The sequence below is a fragment of the Mesorhizobium sp. B2-3-2 genome, assembly GCF_006442295.1.
In the GTDB taxonomy this organism is placed as follows: domain Bacteria; phylum Pseudomonadota; class Alphaproteobacteria; order Rhizobiales; family Rhizobiaceae; genus Mesorhizobium.
Map to the genome: position 1 here is coordinate 1 of NZ_VFWA01000023.1, position 22,321 is coordinate 22,321.

Annotated in this window: 22 protein-coding genes and 1 pseudogene; 10 read left to right on the forward strand and 13 right to left on the reverse strand. The window is 63.8% G+C overall.

What is annotated here, in order from left to right; all coding sequences use genetic code 11:
• A pseudogene (locus FJ964_RS29435) lies at nucleotides 1–237 on the reverse strand (DNA-binding response regulator); the annotation flags it as partial.
• 45 nt (nucleotides 238–282) lie between these two features.
• Here FJ964_RS29435 and FJ964_RS29440 point away from each other — a divergent pair.
• Both FJ964_RS29440 and FJ964_RS29445 read left to right on the forward strand, forming a co-directional pair.
• Nucleotides 283–1,056 carry a response regulator transcription factor gene (locus FJ964_RS29440; protein WP_181172658.1) on the forward strand — a complete coding sequence of 258 codons (774 nt, stop codon included), beginning with the start codon at nucleotides 283–285 and terminating at the stop codon, nucleotides 1,054–1,056.
• A gap of 159 nt (nucleotides 1,057–1,215) precedes the next feature.
• Nucleotides 1,216–3,303, forward strand: a complete 2,088-nt coding sequence (locus FJ964_RS29445) for a sensor histidine kinase (protein WP_181172659.1) — start codon at nucleotides 1,216–1,218, stop codon at nucleotides 3,301–3,303.
• A 135-nt stretch (nucleotides 3,304–3,438) separates the two neighbouring features.
• On the opposite strand, the gene FJ964_RS29450 is transcribed toward FJ964_RS29445, so the two are convergent.
• Nucleotides 3,439–3,849, reverse strand: a complete 411-nt coding sequence (locus tag FJ964_RS29450) for a hypothetical protein (protein ID WP_140554122.1) — start codon at nucleotides 3,847–3,849, stop codon at nucleotides 3,439–3,441.
• A 59-nt stretch (nucleotides 3,850–3,908) separates the two neighbouring features.
• Nucleotides 3,909–4,301 carry a hypothetical protein gene (locus FJ964_RS29455; RefSeq protein ID WP_140554124.1) on the reverse strand — a complete coding sequence of 131 codons (393 nt, stop codon included), beginning with the start codon at nucleotides 4,299–4,301 and terminating at the stop codon, nucleotides 3,909–3,911.
• Between FJ964_RS29455 and FJ964_RS29460 the strand changes: the two genes are divergently transcribed.
• Entirely contained in the window at nucleotides 4,290–5,492 is a 1,203-nt protein-coding gene (locus tag FJ964_RS29460; RefSeq protein WP_140500615.1) for an aromatic ring-hydroxylating dioxygenase subunit alpha, read from the forward strand. The genes FJ964_RS29455 and FJ964_RS29460 overlap by 12 nt on opposite strands.
• Nucleotides 5,493–5,542: 50 nt before the next feature.
• Here the strand turns inward: FJ964_RS29460 and FJ964_RS29465 are convergent, their stop codons facing one another.
• On the reverse strand, nucleotides 5,543–6,961 hold the full coding sequence (locus FJ964_RS29465) for an aminotransferase (RefSeq protein WP_140554125.1): 1,419 nt from the start codon (nucleotides 6,959–6,961) through the stop codon (nucleotides 5,543–5,545).
• Nucleotides 6,962–6,987: 26 nt separating this feature from the next.
• Nucleotides 6,988–7,233 carry a hypothetical protein gene (locus FJ964_RS29470; protein ID WP_140554127.1) on the reverse strand — a complete coding sequence of 82 codons (246 nt, stop codon included), beginning with the start codon at nucleotides 7,231–7,233 and terminating at the stop codon, nucleotides 6,988–6,990.
• A gap of 63 nt (nucleotides 7,234–7,296) precedes the next feature.
• On the opposite strand from FJ964_RS29470, the gene FJ964_RS29475 reads away from it, so the two are divergent.
• From FJ964_RS29475 to FJ964_RS29485, 3 genes are read left to right on the forward strand one after another with little or no spacing between them, the layout of a single operon-like run.
• Nucleotides 7,297–8,214: an ABC transporter permease gene (locus FJ964_RS29475; RefSeq protein WP_140554128.1), complete on the forward strand. Its 918-nt coding sequence runs from the start codon at nucleotides 7,297–7,299 to the stop codon at nucleotides 8,212–8,214.
• A complete protein-coding gene (locus FJ964_RS29480; RefSeq protein ID WP_140554129.1) occupies nucleotides 8,211–9,035 on the forward strand; it encodes an ABC transporter permease in 825 nt (274 codons plus the stop codon). Before FJ964_RS29475 ends, FJ964_RS29480 begins: the two co-directional genes overlap by 4 nt.
• A gap of 37 nt (nucleotides 9,036–9,072) precedes the next feature.
• Complete coding sequence (locus FJ964_RS29485) at nucleotides 9,073–10,146, forward strand: ABC transporter ATP-binding protein (RefSeq protein ID WP_140554209.1); 1,074 nt, start codon at nucleotides 9,073–9,075, stop codon at nucleotides 10,144–10,146.
• Here FJ964_RS29485 and FJ964_RS29490 read toward each other — a convergent pair.
• The 5 genes from FJ964_RS29490 to FJ964_RS29510 all read right to left on the reverse strand — a co-directional run bounded on the left by FJ964_RS29490 (nucleotide 10,110) and on the right by FJ964_RS29510 (nucleotide 15,253).
• On the reverse strand, nucleotides 10,110–11,420 hold the full coding sequence (locus tag FJ964_RS29490) for a flavin monoamine oxidase family protein (protein ID WP_140554131.1): 1,311 nt from the start codon (nucleotides 11,418–11,420) through the stop codon (nucleotides 10,110–10,112). The two genes, FJ964_RS29485 and FJ964_RS29490, sit on opposite strands and share 37 nt — an antisense overlap.
• Nucleotides 11,417–12,493: an extracellular solute-binding protein gene (locus tag FJ964_RS29495; protein ID WP_140554133.1), complete on the reverse strand. Its 1,077-nt coding sequence runs from the start codon at nucleotides 12,491–12,493 to the stop codon at nucleotides 11,417–11,419. Before FJ964_RS29495 ends, FJ964_RS29490 begins: the two co-directional genes overlap by 4 nt.
• 110 nt (nucleotides 12,494–12,603) lie before the next feature.
• Entirely contained in the window at nucleotides 12,604–13,704 is a 1,101-nt protein-coding gene (locus FJ964_RS29500; protein ID WP_140554134.1) for an ABC transporter substrate-binding protein, read from the reverse strand.
• A gap of 34 nt (nucleotides 13,705–13,738) precedes the next feature.
• On the reverse strand, nucleotides 13,739–14,425 hold the full coding sequence (gene betI, locus FJ964_RS29505; RefSeq protein ID WP_140554136.1) for a transcriptional regulator BetI: 687 nt from the start codon (nucleotides 14,423–14,425) through the stop codon (nucleotides 13,739–13,741).
• Nucleotides 14,426–14,452: 27 nt separating this feature from the next.
• Nucleotides 14,453–15,253: a class I SAM-dependent methyltransferase gene (locus FJ964_RS29510; RefSeq protein WP_140554147.1), complete on the reverse strand. Its 801-nt coding sequence runs from the start codon at nucleotides 15,251–15,253 to the stop codon at nucleotides 14,453–14,455.
• A gap of 200 nt (nucleotides 15,254–15,453) precedes the next feature.
• Here FJ964_RS29510 and FJ964_RS29515 point away from each other — a divergent pair, with 200 nt between their 5' ends.
• Genes FJ964_RS29515 through FJ964_RS29530 form a run of 4 tightly spaced genes read left to right on the forward strand, consistent with a single transcriptional unit; the run spans nucleotide 15,454 to nucleotide 20,177 of the window.
• The gene (locus FJ964_RS29515; RefSeq protein ID WP_140554148.1) at nucleotides 15,454–17,073 is read left to right on the forward strand and encodes an NAD(P)/FAD-dependent oxidoreductase; all 1,620 of its coding nucleotides are present in this window, start codon (nucleotides 15,454–15,456) and stop codon (nucleotides 17,071–17,073) included.
• On the forward strand, nucleotides 17,060–18,625 hold the full coding sequence (locus tag FJ964_RS29520) for an NAD(P)/FAD-dependent oxidoreductase (protein WP_140554150.1): 1,566 nt from the start codon (nucleotides 17,060–17,062) through the stop codon (nucleotides 18,623–18,625). Before FJ964_RS29515 ends, FJ964_RS29520 begins: the two co-directional genes overlap by 14 nt.
• A gap of 59 nt (nucleotides 18,626–18,684) precedes the next feature.
• A complete protein-coding gene (locus tag FJ964_RS29525; protein ID WP_140554151.1) occupies nucleotides 18,685–19,920 on the forward strand; it encodes an aminomethyltransferase family protein in 1,236 nt (411 codons plus the stop codon).
• A gap of 2 nt (nucleotides 19,921–19,922) precedes the next feature.
• Nucleotides 19,923–20,177, forward strand: a complete 255-nt coding sequence (locus tag FJ964_RS29530; RefSeq protein WP_140517897.1) for a hypothetical protein — start codon at nucleotides 19,923–19,925, stop codon at nucleotides 20,175–20,177.
• A gap of 5 nt (nucleotides 20,178–20,182) precedes the next feature.
• Here the strand turns inward: FJ964_RS29530 and FJ964_RS29535 are convergent, their stop codons facing one another.
• The 3 genes from FJ964_RS29535 to FJ964_RS29545 all read right to left on the reverse strand — a co-directional run bounded on the left by FJ964_RS29535 (nucleotide 20,183) and on the right by FJ964_RS29545 (nucleotide 22,316).
• On the reverse strand, nucleotides 20,183–21,241 hold the full coding sequence (locus FJ964_RS29535; protein ID WP_140554153.1) for a dipeptidase: 1,059 nt from the start codon (nucleotides 21,239–21,241) through the stop codon (nucleotides 20,183–20,185).
• Nucleotides 21,242–21,394: 153 nt separating this feature from the next.
• Nucleotides 21,395–21,694, reverse strand: a complete 300-nt coding sequence (locus FJ964_RS29540; RefSeq protein ID WP_140500600.1) for a GNAT family N-acetyltransferase — start codon at nucleotides 21,692–21,694, stop codon at nucleotides 21,395–21,397.
• Nucleotides 21,687–22,316, reverse strand: a complete 630-nt coding sequence (locus tag FJ964_RS29545; RefSeq protein WP_140554155.1) for an alpha/beta hydrolase — start codon at nucleotides 22,314–22,316, stop codon at nucleotides 21,687–21,689. The genes FJ964_RS29540 and FJ964_RS29545 overlap by 8 nt, the downstream gene beginning before the upstream one ends.
• Nucleotides 22,317–22,321: the final 5 nt, after the last annotated feature.

The following is a 22,321-nucleotide window of genomic DNA, read 5'->3' on the forward strand; positions in this document are numbered from 1 at the left end:
GCCCTCGCCACCCCCGCCTTGGCCGCCATAACGCCTGAGCAGATCACGTCCCTCCGCCTGGCTGAGGCTGTCACCGACGACGACGACGTCGACGTCCTTCCCCGCCAGCATCGATTCCGCCTCCCAGGGCTGGCGCGCCTGACGCACGTCGTGGCCCCGGCGATCGAGATGATCGGCGAGTTCGGTCGCCACCACGTCGGCGACGCAGATAAGCCCGATGACGGCGCGTGCGGCCATGTTTTCCAACCGTTTCCTGGCAACCCGATATGAGTGCTGGACATCATGTTTATACCCAATCTACTTTCCACCGAAAGTGGGAGCGAGCGCATCGTGCGGGCGAGAATTGTCATTGTCGAGGATGAGCCCGATCTGAGAGAGGCGGTTGCCGAATATCTCGGCGCCGCCGGCTATGACGTGGCGACCGCCGAAACGGCGGCCGCCGCGCGCAGCCTGGTCGAAACGCAGTCATTCCATCTCGCCATCCTCGACATCGCCATGCCGGGTGAGGATGGTCTATCGCTCGGCCGCTGGTTGCGCACGAGACTGCCGATCGGCATCATCTACGCCACCGCCGCCGGCACCGCGCTCGACCGCATCGTCGGGCTGGAACTCGGTGCCGACGACTATATCGTCAAGCCATACGAGCTGCGCGAGGTGCTGGCGAGAGTCCGCAGCGTGCTGCGCCGCGTTCCGCAGCCAACGGAACCGCAGGACAGGAAAGCCGGGACGGAGCGCCGCTCCGTCGCCTTCGGACCGTTCCGGGCCGATCTCGACGGCAGGCTGGTCACCGGCGCCAACGGTGCGGTGATCGAGATGGCCAAAAGCGAATTCGACGTGCTGGAGATTTTCCTCACCCGCGCCAACCGGCTTTTGACGCGCGCCGCGATCTCGGAGGCGATCGGCTTCACCGAGGATCCCGAATCCTCGCGCGCCGTCGACATCCGCATCATGCGCCTGAGGAAGAAGATCGAGGCGGACCCGGCCAACCCGAAATTCCTGCGCACGGTGCGCGGCGAAGGCTATATCTTCTCGCTGCCGGCCGGCGACGGCAACTGAGCGGGCGCAGGAGATTCCTCCTTCGCCCGTGCTGGTCTGTGGACGGATCCGACGCAAATGCCTGCCGTCCAAAAACGCTCTCGGTTTGGGACAAGGTATAAAACAAGGATTTGAAACGCGGCGCATGAAATCCGCTTGGCACCGCAACAATGGCTGAAAATGACCGCTGAAGCAGCAGGCACGGACATGCAAGACGGCCGGCAAGGCGCGGCGATGGCGGCAGTGCGTGTGGTCCGCCGGCTGCGCGAGGCCGGCGACTGGCAGCGCGAGATGGACGCCATACTGGAAACGCTGTGCCGCGCCATGGACTGCCAGCGCGGCATCCTGTTCCGCCTGCGCGAACTGCCCGGCCAGGGATTTGCCCAATCCGTCGCCGCCTACTGGATCGATCCCGTGTTCGGTGGCGAGCTGGCCTCGCCGACGGTGATCGTGCAGTCGATCATCAACGCCGATCCGTTGCTGGAACGCCTGCAGGAGGATGAACGGCAGGGCAAGATTTTCGCCGGCCATACGCGCGACCTCGAAGGCTTCCTGAGAGCCGATTTCGAAAAACAGAGCATCAAATCGTTCCTGTCCGTGTCCGTTTTCGCGCACGGCCATCTCTGGGGGACGCTGGCGGTCAATGATTGCGTCGAGGAGCGCGAATGGACCGACGAGGAAGAGGCGACGCTGCACATCATCGCGCTGGCCATCGGCGATGCCATCGAACGCTCGCCCTCCGACGCCCACGCCAGCGAGGTCATCCGCCGCACCATGCTGCAGGCCTCGCTCGATGCCATCATCGTCATCGACGAGACCGGCTCGATCGTCGAATTCAATCCGGCCGCCGAGAAGATGTTCGGCTTCCTGCGCAGCGACATCCTCGGCAAGGACCTGCTCGACACCATCGTGCCGATCTACTACCGCAAGGGCTATGCTTCGGGAGCCGAATATATGTCCGGGCGCGGCGCGCCGATGGTCGGACAGCGGCTCGAGACCGTGACCCAGAACGCCGCCGGCGAGATTTTCCCCATCGAACTGACGGCGACCGAGATGCGGGTCGCCGACCGCCGCCTGATCTTCGGCTCCATCCGCGACCTGCGCGACAAGCTGCGCGCCGAGGAGGAGATCAACCGGCAGCGCGAGAAGCTGCATCAGAACGAGAAGATGGCGGCGATGGGTTCGCTGCTTGCAGGCGTCTCGCATGAGCTCAACAACCCGCTGGCCGTGGTCGTCGCGCAGTCGACATTGCTGCACGAATTCGCCTCCGATCCGCAGACCAAGGTTCGCGCCGAGAAAGTGCGCGCCGCCGCCGAACGCTGCGGCCGTATCGTCAAGAGCTTCCTGTCGATGGTCCGGCTGCATCCCACCGAGCGGGCCGAGACGGACCTCAACCAGGTGATCCGCGCGGCGCTCGAGGTGACCGCCTACGGCGCGCGCTCGAGCGGCATCATCATCGATACCGATTTCGCGCCTGGCCCGTTGCTGGCCATGGCCGACGCCGATCACGTCACCCAGGTGGCGGCCAATTTCCTCATCAACAGCCAGCATGCGCTGGCCGGCGTAGGCGGCGACCGTTTGATCAAGGTGCGGACCTTCCGCAGCGAGCGCGGCGATCCCGGTTTCTCGGTCGAGGACAATGGGCCTGGCGTGCCGGAAACGATCCGGTCCCGCATCTTCGAATCTTATTTCACCACCAAACCGGTCGGCGTCGGCACCGGCATCGGCCTGTCCATCTCGAAATCGATTATCGAGCGGCACAATGGCAATGTCTGGTTCGAGGAAGTGCTGCCGAATGGCGCCCGTTTCGTCGTCCAGCTCCCGGCCATTGCAGCCGGCATCGCCATTGCCGGCCAGAGCCAGCCGCGATCGAGCGGGCTGCGCCACGCCTTGATCATCGATGATGAGCCCGACGTCGCCGGTTCGCTCTCCGACATACTCGAATTAATGGGCATCAAGTCACGGATCGCGCTCGTCTGGGACACGGCCACAACCATATTGGCTGGCCACATGCCGCCCGACATCGTCTTTTCGGACCTGCGCATGCCTGGAACAAGCGGCATAACCATCTATCGAGAGTTGCTTGCCGAAAGGCCGGAACTGGCGCGGCGTTTCGTGCTGGTCACTGGCGACCTGATCGGCGCCAAGGCCGAAATCGAGGCGTTGCCGCCCTTGCAGCGTCCGCAGATCCTGGAGAAACCGTTCAGCACGCTGGATGTGCGCAGCGTGCTTTCCGCCATCGCCGAACAGGCGGCTTTGAAGGGATAGGCCGCGCCGACCGGTATCAAAAAGGGCCCCCGACCGACAAAGCGGCGGGAGCCGAAGGGAGCGCTGGAAGCGCTCGGGGAGCGCCGCGACATGATCCAGAGCGGAGCCGCTTCGGAATCATGTTTCAGCGAATACTCAGAAGACGTTCGGCGTATTGGTCAGTGGCGCGGCATTGGCGATCATCCGGATCGCACGGGCTTTGTGCGCTCCGGACTGCTCGGCTATGGCCCGCAGGCAATCGACGCTCTCGGCGCCCCACGCCTGACCCTTGCAGGCAAAGTCGATCATCGGCACCGGCAGGCGTGCGGTTCTGGTGGTGGTCATTGCGCCGCCGACGACGTTGGCCGGTGGATTGAGCGAAGCAAAGGCGGGGCCGACCGTCGGCGTGAACGCCATGCCGGCGAAGGCGCAAGCAGCCAGCGCCATGAACATTGCCATGGGGTGGTCGCTGGCGCGCTGGCGCAATGCCAGCTTCGGGCGGCGGCTAACGCGCTCCGGAGCCTGGGCCCGGCAGTCGTTCTTGGCAATCTGAACTTTCGCATGCATCATCATCCCCTTCGTTTAAGGTTCTTTTTTGAATGAAACGAACTTAGTCGCGCTCTGTATCAGCGGAAAGCTGGCGTGGATTTGATATTGTAACCGCCTTGAAACGGCACTTCGCGGCCAGATTCCACCAAGGGGACATCACGCGCGTGCTTGCCGATCCCGGCTCGGCGGATCGGCAAGCGGGCAAGACGCGTGGCGCCCTTTTGCCTCGGCTTCCCTGCTGGCAGGATTTGCTTCGAAACCATGCCGGAACCAAGCTTTGAAACCCGACCTAACGCCCGGATTCTCCGGGGTTTTCGGGGCGAGCCGTCACATCGGATCGGATCGCAATCGGCACGCAAATTTTCTTTCCAAAACATGCCTGTTTGCACAAGCCATTGCATTTCAATGAAAAATATGATTATATTGAACGGATATTCAATAAAAAGAAGAGACGTTTTATGAACCCGCATCTCCGTGACGTGGCCATTCCCAACGATTGGGACCGGCGGGGACTGCCTGGCTGGAGCTACCATTCCGATGCCCTTCTCGAACTCGAGAAGGAGCACGTTTTCCGCAACCATTGGCAGATCGCCGGACATGTCAGCGACATCCCTGACGCCGGCGACTACCTGGCCATGGACGTCGTAGGCGAACGCGCTCTGATCGTGCGCGGCAAGGACGGCGTCGTGCGGGGTTTCAACAACATGTGCCGCCATCGCGGCAGCCGTGTCGTCGCCGACAGCCAGGGCAACTGCAAGAACGCGCTTGTGTGCCCGTTCCACGGCTGGGTCTATAATCTCGACGGGACGTTGCGCGGCGCTGCCCGCCCGCGTTCCTTTCCCGATCTCGACAAGACCGAGTTCGGCCTGATGCCGCTCGATCTGGAGGTCTGGATGGGCTTCATCTTCATCCGCTTCCGCGCTGGCGGCCCGCAGCCGTCCGTCGCCGAGCTGATGAAGCCGATCGAGCCCGAATTCTCGCACTACAAGGCCGCCGACATGGTGCCATCCTGGGGCATCTGGACCCAGAAAACTCCGGTCAACTGGAAGTCGGTGCGCGACGTCGACAATGAGGGCTATCACGTCGCCATGGCGCACCCGGCCCTGCAGGACCTCTATGGCGCGACCTATTTCGACGAACCCTTCGTCAACGGCGTGTCGCGCTCCTTCGCCAGCTACAACCCGCATGCCGGCCGTCGCTGGAGCGTCAGGAACTACGTCAAGATCGCGCCGGAGCCGGCGCATCTGCCGGACTATCTGAAGAAGGCCTGGGTCTATTACGGCATCTTCCCCAACGCGGTGCTCTCGGTGATGCCGGAATCGGTGCAATTCTATCAGGAGTTCCCGCTGTCGACGGGTGAGACCCTGCTGCGCGGCGCCATCTACCGCTATCGCGACGAAAGCCGCGAGCAGGCCGCGGCCCGCTACCTCTCCTTCCGCATCGACCGCGACACCATGTCGGAGGATGTCCAGCTTTCGGTGTGGTCTAACGAATCCATGCTGTCGGAAGCCTTCGAGGGTTTTTACCTCTCCGACCTCGAATACGGAGTGCGCACCCACCACGACCATCTGCGCAGGCAGATCCCCGTGCTTGGGCTCGAAACGGCGCCGGAGGAGAAGGACATGTGGAACTTGAACGACGCGCTCAGGTCGCGGGGGTAGCTGCGACCGCGAAGCTGCCGATCTCCCCCCTCGTGGGGGAGATCGGCCAATCACCCCCGCCACACCCCTTCTTTCCTGAGATCATCCATCGTGCGCGAAATGCCCTCGCGCAAAATGCTGACCATGTCGTCGATCTGCTCGCGCGTGATGACCAGTGGCGGCGACATCACGCACATGTTGATCAGCGGCCGCACCAGCAGGCCGAGCTCGTGGCAATGCGCGTCGATGCGTTTGCCGACATCTTTGTCGAGCTGCAGCGGATCCTTGCTTTCGCGGTCGGCGACGCATTCGACGCAGCCCATCAATCCCAGGCCGCGCACCTCGCCGACCAGCGGCAATTCTTCCAGCGTCTTCAGTTGCGCCTGGAAATAGGGCGCGACCGCCTGCGTGTGGGCAAGTATCCCCTGTTCCAGAAGGTCGAGATTCCTGAGCGCCACCGCGCAGCCGACCGGGTGCGAGGTATAGGTCAGGCCATGGCCGAACATCGCGTCGGGATGGTTCGACCGGCGCAGTTCCTCCAGCAGCCGTTCCGATATGATGACGCCGCCGAGCGGGAAATAGCCTGACGTCACACCCTTGGCGAAGGTGATCATGTCGGGATCGATGCCGAACACATCGCCCGAGGCAAAGACATGGCCCAGCCGTCCAAAGCCCGTCACCACCTCATCGGAGACATAGAGGATGTCGTTGTCGCGGCAGATCTCGCGGATGCGCTTGAGATAGCCGTCCGGCGGCACGACAACGCCTCCGGAAGCCTGTATGGGCTCGCCGACGAAAGCACCGATCCTGTCGGCGCCGACACGCGCGACGGTGCCGCGGAACTGGTCGACGAGGAAGTCGGTGAAATCAGCTATGCTCATGCCCTGTGGACGACGGAACGGATCGGGCGAGGACAGCTTGATCACCAGATCGTCGGCGCCGTCCATCCAGTCACGGTCGCGCGGGCGGCCATTGAGCGAGGCCGACAGATAGGTCGAGCCGTGATAGGCGCCGCCGCGCGACAGGATCAGCTTCTTCTCCGGCCGGCCCCGCACATTGTTGTAGAACTGCATGAAGCGCAGCGCCGTCTCTACCGCCGAGGAGCCGCCCGTGGTATAGAAGACGTGGCTGAGATCGCCGGGCGCGTGACCGGCTATGCGACCGGCAAGTTCCGCTGAAGGCACGTTCATCGTGTACCACGGGGTGTTGTAGGACAACGCCATCGCCTGGTCGTACATCACCCTGGCGAGTTCCTCGCGCCGATGACCGACATTGACGCACCACATGCCGGCCGGCCCGTCGATCAACCGCTTGCCGGTGCCGTCGGTGATGTAGATGCCGTCGCCTTCGCCGATCAGCGCGCGCGCTTCCGCGCCGACCGAACCGGCATACGGCCAGGGCTGGACGAGGTGGCGCCTGGCCAACTCGACGGCATCGGCGGCTCCAGCTCCGGCCATGTCGCTCGCCTTCAGGTCCCTCGCAGCCGCCATTGTCATCTCCACATCATTCGTCGATTTCAGGATTTCGAAATTTGGCCGGCAGTGCCGGAAATATCCGGCATAACCCGCGCCATTTTGAATGTCTGTTCAATCAATATCTCAGAAATAGCGCTTGATTTCAATCCGCGGATGCGGGCATGATGAAAGAAAGCCGGCAAGCTTGGAGCGCGATCAGCAAAAGTGGTCACCGGTTTTGCGTTCGATCGCGCTCCAGAACAAAATTGGGAACAAACAGCCGGCGCCAGTCCAATGGGATACCGCATGGCGGGACGCTCCAGGCCAGCAACCGAGATCACAGCCGGAGCCCTGCCCTCCGGAGTCTGGCAATGACGGCGGCGGCGGAAGGGTCGCCCCCGTTGCGCGTGACGCGGGCCAGACGAAACGCCCTTCTGCAATCCGAACCCGTGCAGGGCTTTGCCCTGATCAGCCCGACCTTTCTCTACGCGCTCATCCTCCTGGTCCTGCCGATCCTGGTGGTTATCGCCCACTCCTTCTGGACGCAGAACTATCTGACCATCGACCGCACCTTCACGCTGGAAAACTACCGCATCGCGCTGACCGAGCCGATCTATCGCGATCTGTTGTGGCGCTCGCTGTATATCTCGCTGACGGTCAGCTTCTTCACCGTCGTCCTGGCTTATCCGATCGCGTATTTCATTTCCTTCCATGGCGGCCGCCACAAGAGCCTGTGGCTGTTCCTCATCACCATCCCGTTCTGGACCAGCTACCTGCTGCGCGTGATGTCGTGGAAGGTCATCCTCGGCTATAATGGCGTCTTGAACTCCGGGCTGATCGGCCTCGGCATTATCGACGAGCCGTCGACGGCGCTGCTCTACAATTCGAGCGCCGTCATCATCACGCTGACCCACGCCTGGGCGGCCTTCGCCATCCTGCCGATCTTCGTCTCGCTGGAGAAGATCGACCGGACCCTGGTGGAGGCGGCCACGGATCTCGGCGACGGTCCCTTTCGTTCGTTCCTTCGCGTGACCTTGCCGCTTTCGGCGCCGGGCATCATCTCGGCGGCGCTGATCGTCATGATCCCGACGGTCGGCGACTACGTCACCCCCAAGCTCGTCGGCGGCAAGGACGGCGTCATGATCGCCAACGCCATCCAGGCGCAGTTCGGCAAGGCCTCGAACTGGCCACTGGGTGCCGCCCTTTCCGTCACCACGATGCTGGTCGTGACATTGATGGCCGGCGCCACGGTGCTGGTCATCCGTGCCGCCCAGAGGCTTGCGCGATGAGCGCGGCGCAACGTCTGCTGCCGGGCGGCTGGCTGTCGGTCTACGCCTTCCTCTATATCGTCTTCCTCTATCTGCCCGTGATCTTCCTGCCGATCTTTTCGATCAACACGGCGGCCACGCCGAAATTCCCGCTGACCGGCTACACCCTCAAATGGTACGAGGACCTGCCCAACACACCGGCGCTGCTCGACGCCACCTGGAACAGCCTGATCGTCGGCGTCTCGGCGTCCGTCCTTTCGACGGTCCTCGGCATCCTCGCCGCCCGCTCGATCACCCGCTACCGCTATCCCGGCCGGCGGGCCATCAACGGTCTGATCATGGCGCCGCTCGTGCTGCCGGAAGTCATCGTCGCCATCTCGATGCTGCTGGTGATGCTGCAGCTCGGCTTGAGCCTCTCCCTGTTTACCGTCGTGCTCGGCCATGTCCTGGTCTGCATCCCCTATTCGATGACGGTGCTGACCTCCGGCTTCGAGGGTTTCGATCGCAGCCTCGAGGAGGCCTCGGCCGACCTCGGCGAGAGCGCCTTCGGCACCTTCCGGCGGGTGACGCTGCCGATGGTGGCGCCGGCGATCATCTCCAGCCTGCTGGTCTGCTTCACCATTTCGCTGGACGAGTTCATCATCGCCTTCTTCCTGACCGGTACCGAGGCGACGCTGCCGATCTATATCTGGGGCCAGTTGCGCTTCGCGGCCAAACTGCCGGGCGTGCTCGCGCTCGGCACGCTGCTGCTGGTCGCCTCCTTCCTGCTGATGACCGTCGCCGAAATCCTGCGCCGCCGCGCCGCCAGACGCACCCAGAACGAGGGAGGGCTTTATGCCTGAGCAGGCCCCATCCGGACGAGCCCTGTCCGAACGGACGATGATCGAGATCAACAGCGTCACCCGCAGCTACGGCGCCTTCAAGGCGCTCGACGATGCCTCCCTGAGCATCCGCGAGGGCGAATTCTTCTCGCTGCTCGGCCCGTCCGGCTGCGGCAAGACCACGCTGTTGCGCATGATCGCCGGCTTCGACAACCCGACTAGCGGTTCGATTTCGGTCGGCGGCCAGCCGATGGAAGGCATCGCACCCAATCGCCGGCCGACCAACATGGTCTTCCAGAGCTATGCGATATTCCCGCATCTCAACGTCGAGCAGAACGTCGCCTATGGCCTGAAGCGGCTGAAGCTCCAGGGCGGCGAGGAGAAGCGCCGCGTCGAGGAAGCCCTGGCGCAGGTCTCGCTGACCGGTCTCGGCAAGCGGCTCGCCACTGAACTGTCCGGCGGCCAGCGGCAACGCGTCGCGCTTGCCCGCGCGCTGGTGATGCGGCCCAAGGTGCTGCTGCTCGACGAGCCGCTATCGGCACTCGACAAGAAGCTGCGCGAGCAGATGCAGGTCGAACTGCGCCGCCTGCAGCAGGCCGTCGGCATTACCTTCGTGCTGGTCACCCACGACCAGTATGAGGCGCTGGCCATGTCCGACCGCATCGCCGTGATGTTCGGCGGCAGGATCGCGCAGGTCGCCTCGCCCAAGGAGATCTACCAGCGGCCGGTCAACCGCCAGGTCGCCGACTTCCTCGGCGGCATGAACTTCGTCAAGGCCGAGATCGTCGAGGAGAACGGCGCCTCACTGGTCGTCGACACGCTTGGCTTCGGCCGTGTGAAGACCGACAAGCCAAAAGCCTTCGTGCGCAGTGGCGGCGGCGCCACGCTCGGCATCCGCCCGGAGCGCCTGCGCGTGTTGTGGGACAATGCGACGGCCAAGTTCGAGGTTGCCGGAAAGGTGGTCGAACGCCACTATTTCGGCGAGATCACCCATTTGATCGTCGAGATCCCCGGCCTGGAAAAGCCGCTGTCGGTAACCGAGACCAACGATTTCGGCGCCGACGATATACCGGTCGGCACTTCGATCCGCCTTGCCTACGATCCCGAAGCCTTGGTGGCGATGGCGGATTGACGGTCCGCGATGATCTTTCGCGCCGCAATGCGACCGGCAACGATCGCCCCTTCGACATAGCCGGGGAATGACGGCGACAGCTCCGACGACGCGAAATGAACAGGCGGCGCGCCGGCCAGGAGCACGGGCTCGGCATCGGTCGCCGCGACGTCGACGATGAGGTCGCTGTAGCCGCCGCCGCTCCAGCGGTCATGCGTCCAGTCGCGCTGGCTGAAACCCGCAATTTCGGCCGCGTCGGGGCCGAGGGCTTCCACCAGTTTCCCGGTCACTTCGGCGCGCAGCGCAGCCTCGCCAAGCTCACCCCAGCGCAGGGCGAGCGGGCCGGCGACGAAGACGACCAGCGCCGCGTGGCCTTCATCCGGACTGGCATCGCAGGCGAACAGCCCCGGCAGATCGCGCCACATCACCATGCCGCTCAAGCCGCGGCGGCGCCAGAAGGCAGCGGGGTAGCGCACCAACACCTTGATCACGGCGCCGCTTTCCCAGACGCCGAGCGCCTTCGCCAGGGATTCGGGCAGAGCGGGTGCGAAGTCCAGTTTCGCCGCCATGACCGGCGGCACCGCGACAAGTGCCGCCCGTGCTTCAATGATATCCGCCGCCGAGACGATGCGAACGCCTTGCGGCCCATGCTCGATGCGTGAAACGGCTGCGTTGAGCCACAGCCGGTCGCCGAGATCGTCGGCCAGGTCCTCGGCCAGCGACTGCATCGTCTCGCGCAGGGAATACTGCAGCTCCGGCACCTCATTGGTGATGCGCCGGTCATTGTCGATCAGGTGCCAGAGCGGCAGTTTCTCCAACGCCAGGCACCACAGGCCCTCGATCATCGAGCGGAAGGCTGCCTTGGCGGCATCGGCATCGTCCTGCCGGTCGAGCCAGGCGGCAACGGTCAGCCCGGCAATCGAGGGATCGTCCGGCGCGATCGCGTTCATCCGCTCGCGGATCGCCATCGAACCAGAATAGGTTCGCTTCGCCTCGGCGGCGGAGATCGGCGGCTGGAGAATGAACTCGCCATGGACATAGGTTTCGACCAGCGTCTTGCCGCGCGCGCCGACGAGCGCCATCAACTCCGGCATGTCCTCGCACAGGAACTGGCCGCCATTGTCGATGCGCTCGCCGGAGCCGATCTCAACCGACTCGACTCGCCCGCCGACACGGTCGCGCGCCTCGAGCAGCACGAAATCGACGCCGGCCCTTTTCAGCTCGAGCGCGGCCGACAGCCCGGTGAAGCCGGCGCCGATGATGACGACATCGGCTCTTGCGGATTCGCTGTTCAATAGCCGGCCTTGATCTTCTCGAACTCGGCGACCATGCGCTGCTTGAGCTCCGGCGCCACCGGCTGCTGGAACAGCGTCTTATCGAGGAATTTATCGAGATCGTCGAAGCCGCGGTCGGCCAGCACCTGGTGATCGACCGCGGCCATGCCGGCACCGTTGCCATGGCCGTAGCCGAAGGTCTTGACCATATAGTCCGACACCCCGGGCGCATTGACCGCGCTCAGGAAATCATAGGCCTGGTCGAGCTTGCCCGGCGCGTCCTTCATCAGCACATAGCCGCACACCCAGGTCGAGATGCCTTCCTTGCTGTCGCGGTTCATCGCGATCGGCAGGCCTTGCCCCTTCAGCGTCACATAGGTCTCGTTCCAGCCCCAGACGAGATCGACCTCATTGCCGATGAAGGCCTGGTTGAGATCGGTGTCGTCGGTCCAGTAGAAACGGATGTTCTTGTGCACGTCGCGCAGGAAGGCGGACGCCTCCTGGAACTGGGCATCGGTCATCCTGGTCCAGTCTTTCAGCCCGATGACCAGGCTCGCCAGCGCATAGGCGTCGTCGACATTGTCGCCGATGGTGACGCGGCCCTTGAACTTCGGGTCGGCGAAGATCCTGAGCGATTGCGCCTGCTCCGGCGTCACCTTGTCGGTGCGGTAGAGAAGCGAGGTGTTGCCCCAGTCGAACGGCATGAACCACGCTTTGCCGTCGTTGGTGGTGGCGAGATCCTTCATCGCCATGATGCCGGGATTGAGGTCTTTCCAGCCTGCTATCCTCGACGTGTCGAGCGGCTGCAGCATGCCCGCCTCGCGCCACTTGACCACGCTTTGCGAACAGGGATGCGCGATGTCGGCCCTGAAGCCGGCTCGCATCTTCTCGAAGGCCTCGTCCTCGTCGCCGAAGAAGGCGAAGGTCGGCTCGGCGCCGTATTTGGCGGCATAGGCGGGGTGCAGCAGCGGGTCCTCATAGCCGGACCAGTCGAACACGACGAGGTCGCCGCCACCTTCCGCCCAGGCACAGACGGCGCCGGCGCCGATCACGCAGGCGGCGGCAAGGGCAAGGCGGCGCAGCACTGGCTTCATGGTGCGAATTCCCCGTCGCGAAAAGGCTGCCGCGAGGTTAGGAGAATTCGCCTCTCTTGGCGAGCCCGTCCGCCCACCATCTCCGCAGGCGGACGGGCGGCCGAACCGGCTCAATAGCCGGCTTTGATCTTCTCGAACTCGGCGATCATCTTGAGCTTGAGCTGCGACGGCACCGGCGACTGGAACAGCGTCTTGTCGACGAATTTCTGCACATCGTCATAGCCTTTTTCCTTCAGCACGGCCTGATCGACGCCGGCCATGCCCCTGGCATTGGCCTGACCGTAACCCCAGTCCTTGACCAGCACCTTGGCGATGTCGGGATCGTTGACCGCGTTCAGATAATCATATGCCTTGTCGACATTGCCGGGCGCGTCCTTGAACAGCACATAGCCGCAGACCCAGGTCGAAATGCCTTCATCCGTGTCCTTCTTGGCCTTGATCGGCACGCCGGCGGCGACCGATTGCACGGTGGCGTCATTCCATGCCCAGGCAAGATCGACCTCGCCACCGCTCAAAAGCTGCACCACGTCCGTTGTGTCGGTCCAGTAGGAGCGCACGTTCTTATGCACCTGGCGCAGGAAATCCGACGCCTGTTTGAACTGGTCGTCGGTCATCTTGGTCCAGTCCTTGACGCCGATGGCGAGGCTTGCCAGCGCATAGGCATCATCGACATTGTCGCCGATCGATACCCGGCCCTTGTACTTCGGATCGGCGAACGCCTTCAGCGACTGTACGTCCTTGGCGTCGACCTTTTCGGAATTATAGGTGAGCTGCGTATTGCCCCAGTCCCAGGGCATGAACCAGGCCTTGCCGTCGGCAGTCGTGGCGAGATCCTTCATCGCCATGATGCCGGGATTGAGATCTTTCCAGCCGGTGATCTTCGACGTATCGAGCGGCTGCAGCAGGCCCGCCTCGCGCCATTTCACCACGCTCTGCGAGCAGGGATGGCCGAGATCGGCCTTGAACCCCGAGCGCACCTTTTCGAACGCCTCGTCCTCGTCGCCAAAGAAGGCGAAGGTCGGCGAATCGCCGTTCTTCTCGACATATTTCGGATGGAAGCTCGGATCCTCATAGCCGGACCAGTCGAACACGACCAGGTCCTTGTCGGCGGCAACCGCCAGGGCTGCGGCCGAGGCCGCCAGCACACCGGTCAATGCCAGGGTCAATGTCAGGCGTCGGGCCAATGTCAGTCGCTGGATTGATGTCCTCATTGCTGTTCCATCCTCTTTTATTTTATCGATTGCTTCATGCCTTGCGACGGGTGGCGGCTGCTCCCTGGTAATGTTTGGGGAATGCGGCCGACAGGAATTCATTGGCTGCCTGCAAGGCGCTCTCGCGGGTGGTGTCTTCGGTGCCCATCATCAAGCGCAGCCACAGCCCCTCCAGCATCGCGCTGAGCGCCAGCGCCATGACCTGCGGCTCATAGGCATAGCCGCCGCTTTGCTTGAGCGTCGCGCAAAGCTCGATGAAGATGTTCTGGTAGACGGCATCGCGGGCGCTGCTCAGCGCCTGGTACGTCGGTCGCGACTTGGCCTCGCCCCAGAAGGCGCACCAGGCCGCCAGCTTGCGCTTGTTGCAGATCGAACGGTCGAAATCGGCCGCGACCAGGGTCCGCAGCTGGTCGGCGGGGTCGTCCCCCGCCTTCTCCAAGGCATTGCGCCAATGCGCCGAGTACTCGTCATACATATGTTGCAAGGTCGCGATCAGCAGTTTTTCCTTGCTCTCGAAATGGAAATTGACGATGCCGCGCGACAGGCCCGCGCCATCGGCGACGTCGGCCATCGTCGTCTCCGAATAGCCGCGCTTGGCCAGCGAATCGATCGTCGCCTCGATCAGTTGAAGCTGCCTGACCTCCTTGGAGGCCTTGCGCCCGCGTTTCTCGGGTTCGCTCGATGCCTCGGCGGACTGCTCTTGGCGTACTGCAATTTTCATGGGTACGGTCATGCTCCACATCGCCGGCTAGCCGACCATCTTCGGTTTTTGCCCGCGAAGATGAGTGGGACGGTGCTCGCCACTGTCAAGCACCTTCTGCATGGCCTCCCAGGTTCGTATGTTCTTGTCGACATAGGCGGCGCCCACCGCCGCCGCGACCGTCGGATAGAGTGGCCCCTTCAGCCTTTCCAGTTCGCCCCGCGCCACTTCGCGATACCAGGGATTGCGGTCGCGAATCGCGATTTCGGCAAAGCCCGCCTGGCGCATCGCCCGTGCGTAGCGCGCCGGCGAGGCCATGGCGAAGGACAGCCCTTCGGCGGCGACATAGGCCTTCATCTCCGGTGATGGTTCGCCGTCATGCGAGATCATCCAGTTTGATGCCGCAAAGGCGCCGCCGGTCTTGAGCACGCGGAATATCTCCGCAAACAGCGCATCCTTGTCGGCGACATGCAGCAGCGCATCCTTGGAGAAGACGACGTCGAAGGACTGATCCTCGAAAGGCAACCGCCCAGGCGGCGCCTGGATGAAGCGGGCGCGGTCGGCAAGCCCGCGTGAGGCTGCCCGCCGCCTGGCCGTTTCGATCACCGGCCGCTCGACATCGAAGCCGGTGACGTGCGCAGCGCCATGCCGTTCGACCAGATGCAGCGTGATGCCTCCGGACCCGCAGCCGATGTCGAGGATGGTCTTGCCTGCGAGCGAAAGTCCCTTGAGCACGCGGTCGACTTCGTCGGGCCCGCCCGGCGACAGGTAGCCGTCGCCCCACAGCGCCTCGAGGAAGCGGATGGCGGCATCGTCATACTCCGGCTCGGCCTCGGCCGTTTCGATCATCAACCCTCGATCCCCAATCGATGAATGTCCGTCTCGAACGCCTGCAAAGCCTAGCCCATGTCTGGGAAAACGCAATATCATTTGTTGAACATTCATTCAGTATGGCTGGACAAAACGACGACTGCCATGCCAAATTTCGCGCATTGAGGGGACGGATTGCGCCAAATGAACAGCCGATCGCATGGAAAGACTGGGCCAAAATGAAAGCTTGGGATGCGATCGTCATCGGCGGCGGACACAACGGCCTGGTCAACGCCTGCTATCTCCAGCGCGCCGGGCTCGACGTGCTGGTGGTGGAGAAGAATCCCTGGGTCGGCGGCGCCGCCACCAGCCGGGAGTTGACGCCGGGCTTCCTCTATTCCAACTGTTCCTATGTCTGTTCGCTGTTTCGCCCTGAAATCATGCGCGACCTCGAACTGCCGCGCTTCGGCCTGCAGGTCATTGCCTATGAGGGCGGCGCGGTGTTCACCAGGGACGGCGATTATCTTGCCAATTACCGGGACCACGATGCACACCGGCGCGAATTTGCGCGCTTCTCCCGACGCGACGCCGAAGCCTATGACCGCTATGCGCGCGACGTGACGCGCCAGTGCCGTTTCATCCAGCCGCTGTTGATGCGCACCGCGCCCGACCCGACCAGCCTGCGGCCGAGAGATCTGGGCGAGCTGCTATATCTGGGTAAGAAATTCGCGGGCCTGTCGGCGGAAGAAATGGCGCTGACGCTGCGCTTCTGGACCATGTCGATCTCGGATTTCCTCGATGAATATTTCGAGACTGATGTCATCAAGCCAAACTTCGCTTTGTCCGGCATCATCGGCACCGCGCTCGGGCCGATGTCGCCTGGCACGGCCTACGTGCTTTTGCATCACTATATGGGCGAGGTCGACGGCTCGGTCGGCGCCTGGGGCTATGCGCGCGGAGGCATGGGTGCGGTGACCAAGGCGCTGGCGGCGTCCTTCAAGGCGTCGGGTGGAACCATTCGCACCGGCGCCGAGGTCGACCATGTTCTGGTGAGCCGCGGCAAGGCCAAGGGTGTGGTGCTGGCCGGCGGCGAGGAGATCCGTGGCAAGCTCGTCGTCTCCAATGCCGACGTGAAGCGCACCTTTCTCAAACTGGTCGAGGAAAAGGAACTGCCCGAGATTTTCCTGCGCCGGGTCAGGAACTTCAAGATCCGAGGCTCGTCCGGCAAGGTCAACATCGCGCTCGATTCGCTGCCCGAATTTCCGGCGTTGCCGAAGGATTCGCCGGTCTATCGCGGCGACATGCACTTCACCGATTCGATGGAGCGCATGGAGCGCGCCTATGACGACTGGAAGGCCGGACGCTGGTCGGCCGATCCCTTCCTCGACATGGTCATCCCGACAACGCTCGACCCGACCATGGCGCCGCCCGGCAAGCATTTCATGAGCTGCTTCGTGCAATACGCGCCGCCCAAAGTGAACGGCCATGAATGGACCGACGCCGATCGCGACGGCTTTGCCGAAAGCGTGATTGCGCAGATTGCCGGCTACTCGCCCGGCTTTCGCGACCGCATCGTCCACATGGAGGTGCGCACGCCGCGTGAGATCGAGGCCGAGGTCGGGCTGACCGAAGGCAACATCTTCCAGGGCGAACTCACCTTCGACCAGCTTCTGTTCAATCGTCCGGTGCCGGGCTACGCACAATACCGCTCGCCGGTCGGCGGGCTTTATATGTGCGGCTCCTCGACCCATCCCGGCGGCGGCGTCATGGGCGCGCCCGGCCGCAATGCAGCCGCCGAGATCCTGCGCGACCTCGCCAAATCGACCTCGCATATGAGCCCGGCCCATGACGTCATTTGATGCCATCGTCATTGGCGGCGGCCATAATGGCCTCGTCACCGCTGCCACGTTGGCGAAGGCCGGGCGCAAGGTGCTGCTGCTGGAAGCCGGGAGCGATCTCGGCGGCGCCGCGCGCACGGAGGAATTCGCGCCGGGTTTTCATGTCTCGTCGATCGCCCATCTGCTGAACCGCCTGCATCCCGAGGTGGTGAAGACGCTGGAGCTGGAGAAGCATGGCCTGCGGGTCACCCCAGCCGACTTCGTGCCGTCGATTGCGCTGTCGATGGACGGCCCCTCGCTCGTCCTGCACGGGGCCTATGGCGAAATGCTCACCGGCGCAAGTTCGTCGGAGCAATCCGCGTGGAAGCATTTGCGCGCGCAGTTGCTACGCTACGCCGGCATCCTGGAACCCTTCCTCTCGCGTCGTCCGCCCGATCTGGCCGGCATGTCGCTGCTGGAGACGGCGGCGCTCGGCAAGACCGCTCTGGCGCTGAAAAGGCTCGGCAAGGAAGACATGCGCGACTTCCTGCGCGTGCTCTTGATGAACGTCGCCGACCTGCTCGACGAGCAGCTTGCCGACATCAGGCTGAAAGGGCTGCTTGCCTTCGACGCGACGCTCGGCAGCCATCTCGGTCCGCGCTCGCCCACCTCGCTGCTCGCCCTCTACTACCGGCTGGCCGGCGAGGCCGGCGGTTCGGCCGGCGCGCAGATAATGCCGAAGGGCGGCATGGGCGCGGTGATCGCCGCCATCCGCGCCTCGGCCGAAAAGGCCGGCGTGAACGTCCGCACATCGGCGCCTGTCGCAAGGATCATTGTCGAGAAAGGCCGCGCCGTCGGTGTCGCATTGGACAATGGCGAGCTGCTGCGCGCCAGGACGATCGTCTCCGCGATCAATCCGGCGACGACTTTGCTTGACCTTGTCGGTCCACGCGAACTCGACACCGGCTTCGTGCGCAAGGTGAACAACATCCGCATGAAGGGTGATGTCGCCAAGCTTCACCTGGCGCTCGACAGGCCGCCGCAATTCACAGATGTCGATGCCGCCGGCCACAAGGGGCGGCTGGTTATCGCCCCCTCGCCCGATCACGTCGAGCGCGCCTTCAATCCATCCAAATACGGCGCGTTCTCGCCCGAACCGGTGATGGAGATCACGCTGCCCAGCCTCGCCGATCCATCGCTCGCGCCCGACGGCGCCTGTGTGTTGTCGGCGGTGGTGCAATACGCTCCCTATGCGCTCCGAGAAGGCTGGTATGCCGGCAAGCCGAAATTCCTCAAGGCGGTCATGGCGCAGCTCGAGGCCTACGCACCCGGCATCGGCAACAGCGTCGTCCATGCCGAGCTTTTGACGCCCGCCGACATCGAAACGCGCTACCGCATGCCGGGCGGCCACTGGCACCACGGCGAATTGCAGGCCGACCAGATGCTGATCTCGCGCCCGGTCTCGGGCTGGTCCGGTTACGACACGCCACTCGACGGGCTGTTCCTCGCCGGCGCCGGCTCGCATCCCGGCGGCGGCGTCTCCGGCGCGCCAGGGCTCAACGCCGCGCGACGCGTCATCGCGATGAGGGGGTGAGCATGATTTCGCAATTCGTCAAGGCTGAATTCTACGGGGGGGCGCGAAGGATCGCCGGCATGAACCATCAACCCACCATCCTTCCACCATCCGCCCGCATCGCCGCCCAATCCCATTTCCGCACGCTGCGTCTCGGCACGCCGTTCCAGCCGCGCATCGATGCTCTGGCCAGGACCCAGGATTGGTACAACTGGGCGGGCTACCGCGCCCCCCATTCGCTGTGGGACGAGGAGCTGGAATATTTCGCCATTCGCAGCCAGGCGGCACTCTTCGACATCTCGCCTATGACCAAATACCGTATCGAGGGCACGGATGCCGAAGCCCTCCTCGATCGTGTCACCTTGCGTGACGTGACCAGGCTCAGGCCGGGCCGCGTCCATTACACCGCGTGGTGCGACGACGAGGGCTTCGTCCTTGATGACGGCACGCTGTTCCGGCTCTCGCCGATGCGGTTCCGGCTGTGCTCGCAGGAGCGGCATTTGCCTTGGCTGCTCGACAGCGCCATTGGGTTCGATGTGACGGTGGAAGAAGAAACCGACGCCGTCGCGGGCCTGGCATTGCAAGGTCCGACCTCTTTCGCCGTGCTGCGTGATGCCGGTTTTGCCGGAGTCGAAAAGCTGAAGGCATTCGACCTCGCCGAATTCCCGCATGATGGCGAAACCGTCACCATCTCGCGCACCGGCTTCACCGGCGATCTCGGCTACGAACTGTTCTTACCGGTCGACAAGGCGCTGAGCCTGTGGGACCGGCTGATGGAGGCCGGCGAATTGCGCGGCATCCGCGCCATCGGCTACACCGCGCTCAACCGCGCCCGGCTCGAGGCCGGGCTGATCGTCGCCAATGCGGACTTCACGACAGCCGAACACGCCATCCGCGCCGACCGCTTGCGCATGCCCGACGAGATCGGGCTCGGATTCATGATCGATCTGGAAAAGGCCCATTTCAACGGCCGACGCGCCATCTTCGAGGCGCGCGCCAAGCGCAAGCTGCGGCATGTGCTGGTCGGGTTGGAGATCGAAGGCAACATCCCGGCCGAACACGCCATCGTCTATTACAAGAAGAGCCAGGAGGTCGGGCTGGTCAGTGCCGCCATGTGGTCGCCGATGGCCAAGCGCAACATCGCCATCGCTTCGCTGGCGCGACCATATGGTGATACTGTCGTCGACGACCTCTGGGTCGAGATCTACGCCATGCGCGAGTTGCAATACCAGAAGCTGATGAAGCGGGCCAAGGTGGTGCCGCGGCCCTTCATCAAGCTCGATCGCCGCGCCGCCAATCCGCCGGCGGATTTCTGACCATGGGCGAGGAAGCAGACAAGCAGCAAGAAGAGGCGGCCGAACAGTGGGAACTGGTCAACACGCCGCTCGGCGAAAAATGGTCCGGCCGCACACGCTATGCCGCCGCCATGTTCTTCTACAAGCGCGGCGAGATGAGCGCCGAGACGCTTGAGGTCTACCGCATCTGCGCGCGGCTCGATTCGGAAAACCCGCTGCCGATCATCCGCGACCGCGGCGTCGGCAAGGACTGGCTGAAGCGCATGGGATTCGGCTGAACTTCCTATCCTATGGTCTTCTCCAGCATGGCCAGCCAGTTTCGGTAGGCGATCTTTTCGATCAGCGCGCGGCCGAAGCCGCGTGCGGCGAGCGCATCGATGAGCTTCGGCAGGCCGGCGGCATCGCCAATGACGGCCGGGATCATGGCTCCGTCGAAATCGGAGCCGAGGCCAACCCCATCCTCACCCAGCGCCTGCAGCAGGGAATCGATGTGGCGCACCATGATGTCGAGGCCGGTATCGGCGTTCATCTTTCCGTCCTCGCGCAGGAAACCGGTGGCGAAGTTCAGCCCGACCATGCCGCCGGTTTCGCGAATCGCGCCGAGCTGCCAGTCGGTGAGGTTGCGCGAGTGGCCGCATATCGCATGCACGTTGGAATGGGTCGCGACCAGCGGCGCATCGCTGAGCGCGGCGACATCGCGAAACCCCTTCTCGTTGAGATGCGACAGGTCGATCATGATCCTGAGTTGGTTGCAGGCCTTCACCAGCGCCTTGCCGGCATCGGTCAAGCCCGGACCGGTATCGGGCGAGGACGGAAAGCGGAACGGCACGCCATGGCCGAAAGCGTTGGGGCGGCTCCAGACGATGCCGAGCGAGCGCAAGCCGGCGGCATGCAGCACGTCGAGCATGGTGAGTTCGGGATCGATCGCCTCGACCCCTTCGATATGGAATACCGCGGCGATCGAGTCGCGCGCCATGGCGCCGCGCACATCGGCGGCATTGCGGCAGACGCTCAGCGCTCCGGCGCGTTCCAGCCTGAACAGGATCGAGGCCATCGCCATCGTCGAGACCAGCGCATCGCTGTGCGGGAGTTCGGGCGGCAAAGGCTCGGTGTCGCTGGGTGTCGACGGGACAGCGCCGCGCCGACCTCTCTCGACAGGCGGCGGGAAGATCGCGAACATGCCGCCCACAAACCCGCCGGCTCGTGCGCGCGGCAGATCGATATGGCCGCCCGATTTCCCTTCCATGAACAGCTTTTCGACGTCCGGGTCTTTCGACTGATAGAGTCTGAGCAGCGTGTCGTTATGGCCGTCGAAGACGGGAACGAGATCGGTTTCGGTCATGAAGGGATCATTCGGTTCGATGTGTCGCACGCCGCCCGCGATATATCATATCTACTTAGGCAAGATGGGCCGAGCGTGCAAATGCCAAAGCCGTGCTGGCCTATCACACTGTTTTACTCCCGCGGGTCCCGACTGGTAAAGCGCCGGCTGATTCTACCCCTTCAGCACGTCAGCCCACTCCGGATGACGACGGAACTGGGCGTTGGCGAAGGGACAGAGCGGGATGATCTTCTTGCCCGCCGCGCGCGCGTCCTCGACGGCGCGGGTGACGAGCCGAAGCCCGGCACCCTGGCCGCGAAACGCGTCGGGCACTTCGGTGTGGTCGATGATGATCTGGTGCTCGCCGATCCTGGTGAAGGTCATCTCCGCCTCGGCGCCGCCCGGACCGCGCAGCACGTAGCGGCCCTTGGAACCACGATCTTCGAGTTCGATCTCCGGCAGTTGGTCAGGCATCACTTACTCCTTGGGCCACGCCGGCAAAGAGCCGCAGCGCCGCCTCGATTTCGTTTGGCCGCACTTCGTGCCCGCCTTCATGCCACTCCACTGTGACATCGGCGCCATCGGCGCGCAAATAGGCTTCGAGCCGCGAAGTCAGGTTCGGCGGACAGATCGGATCCCGCCTGCCGGCAGTCACCAGAATGCGGCGCCCGGCAAGACTGCCGTTCACCTCCGGTTCGAACGGGATCAGCGGGTGCATCAGCACCGCCGCGTCGAACAGGTCAGGAGCTTCGAACAGCAGCGATGCCAGGATGTTGGCGCCATTGGAGTAGCCGAGAGCGTATATCGCCGACGGCTTCGCCGCTGCTATCTGCGCCTTGACGAAGCCCGCCATCTTCCGCGTCGCGCGCGCCAAGTCCTGCATGTCATAGACGCCCTCGCCGGTGCGACGGAAAAAGCGCGCGGCGCCTTGTTCAGACACATCGCCGCGTGGCGAGATGATGGTTGCCTGGGGCGCGAGATCGCGCCCCAGCGGGACGAGCTGGCCCTCGTCGCCTCCGGTGCCATGGAAGACGAAGAGCAGCGGACCGCCCGGCGAACCGGGCAGCACCTTGTGGATGTAGCTGTCTGTGCTCATGACCC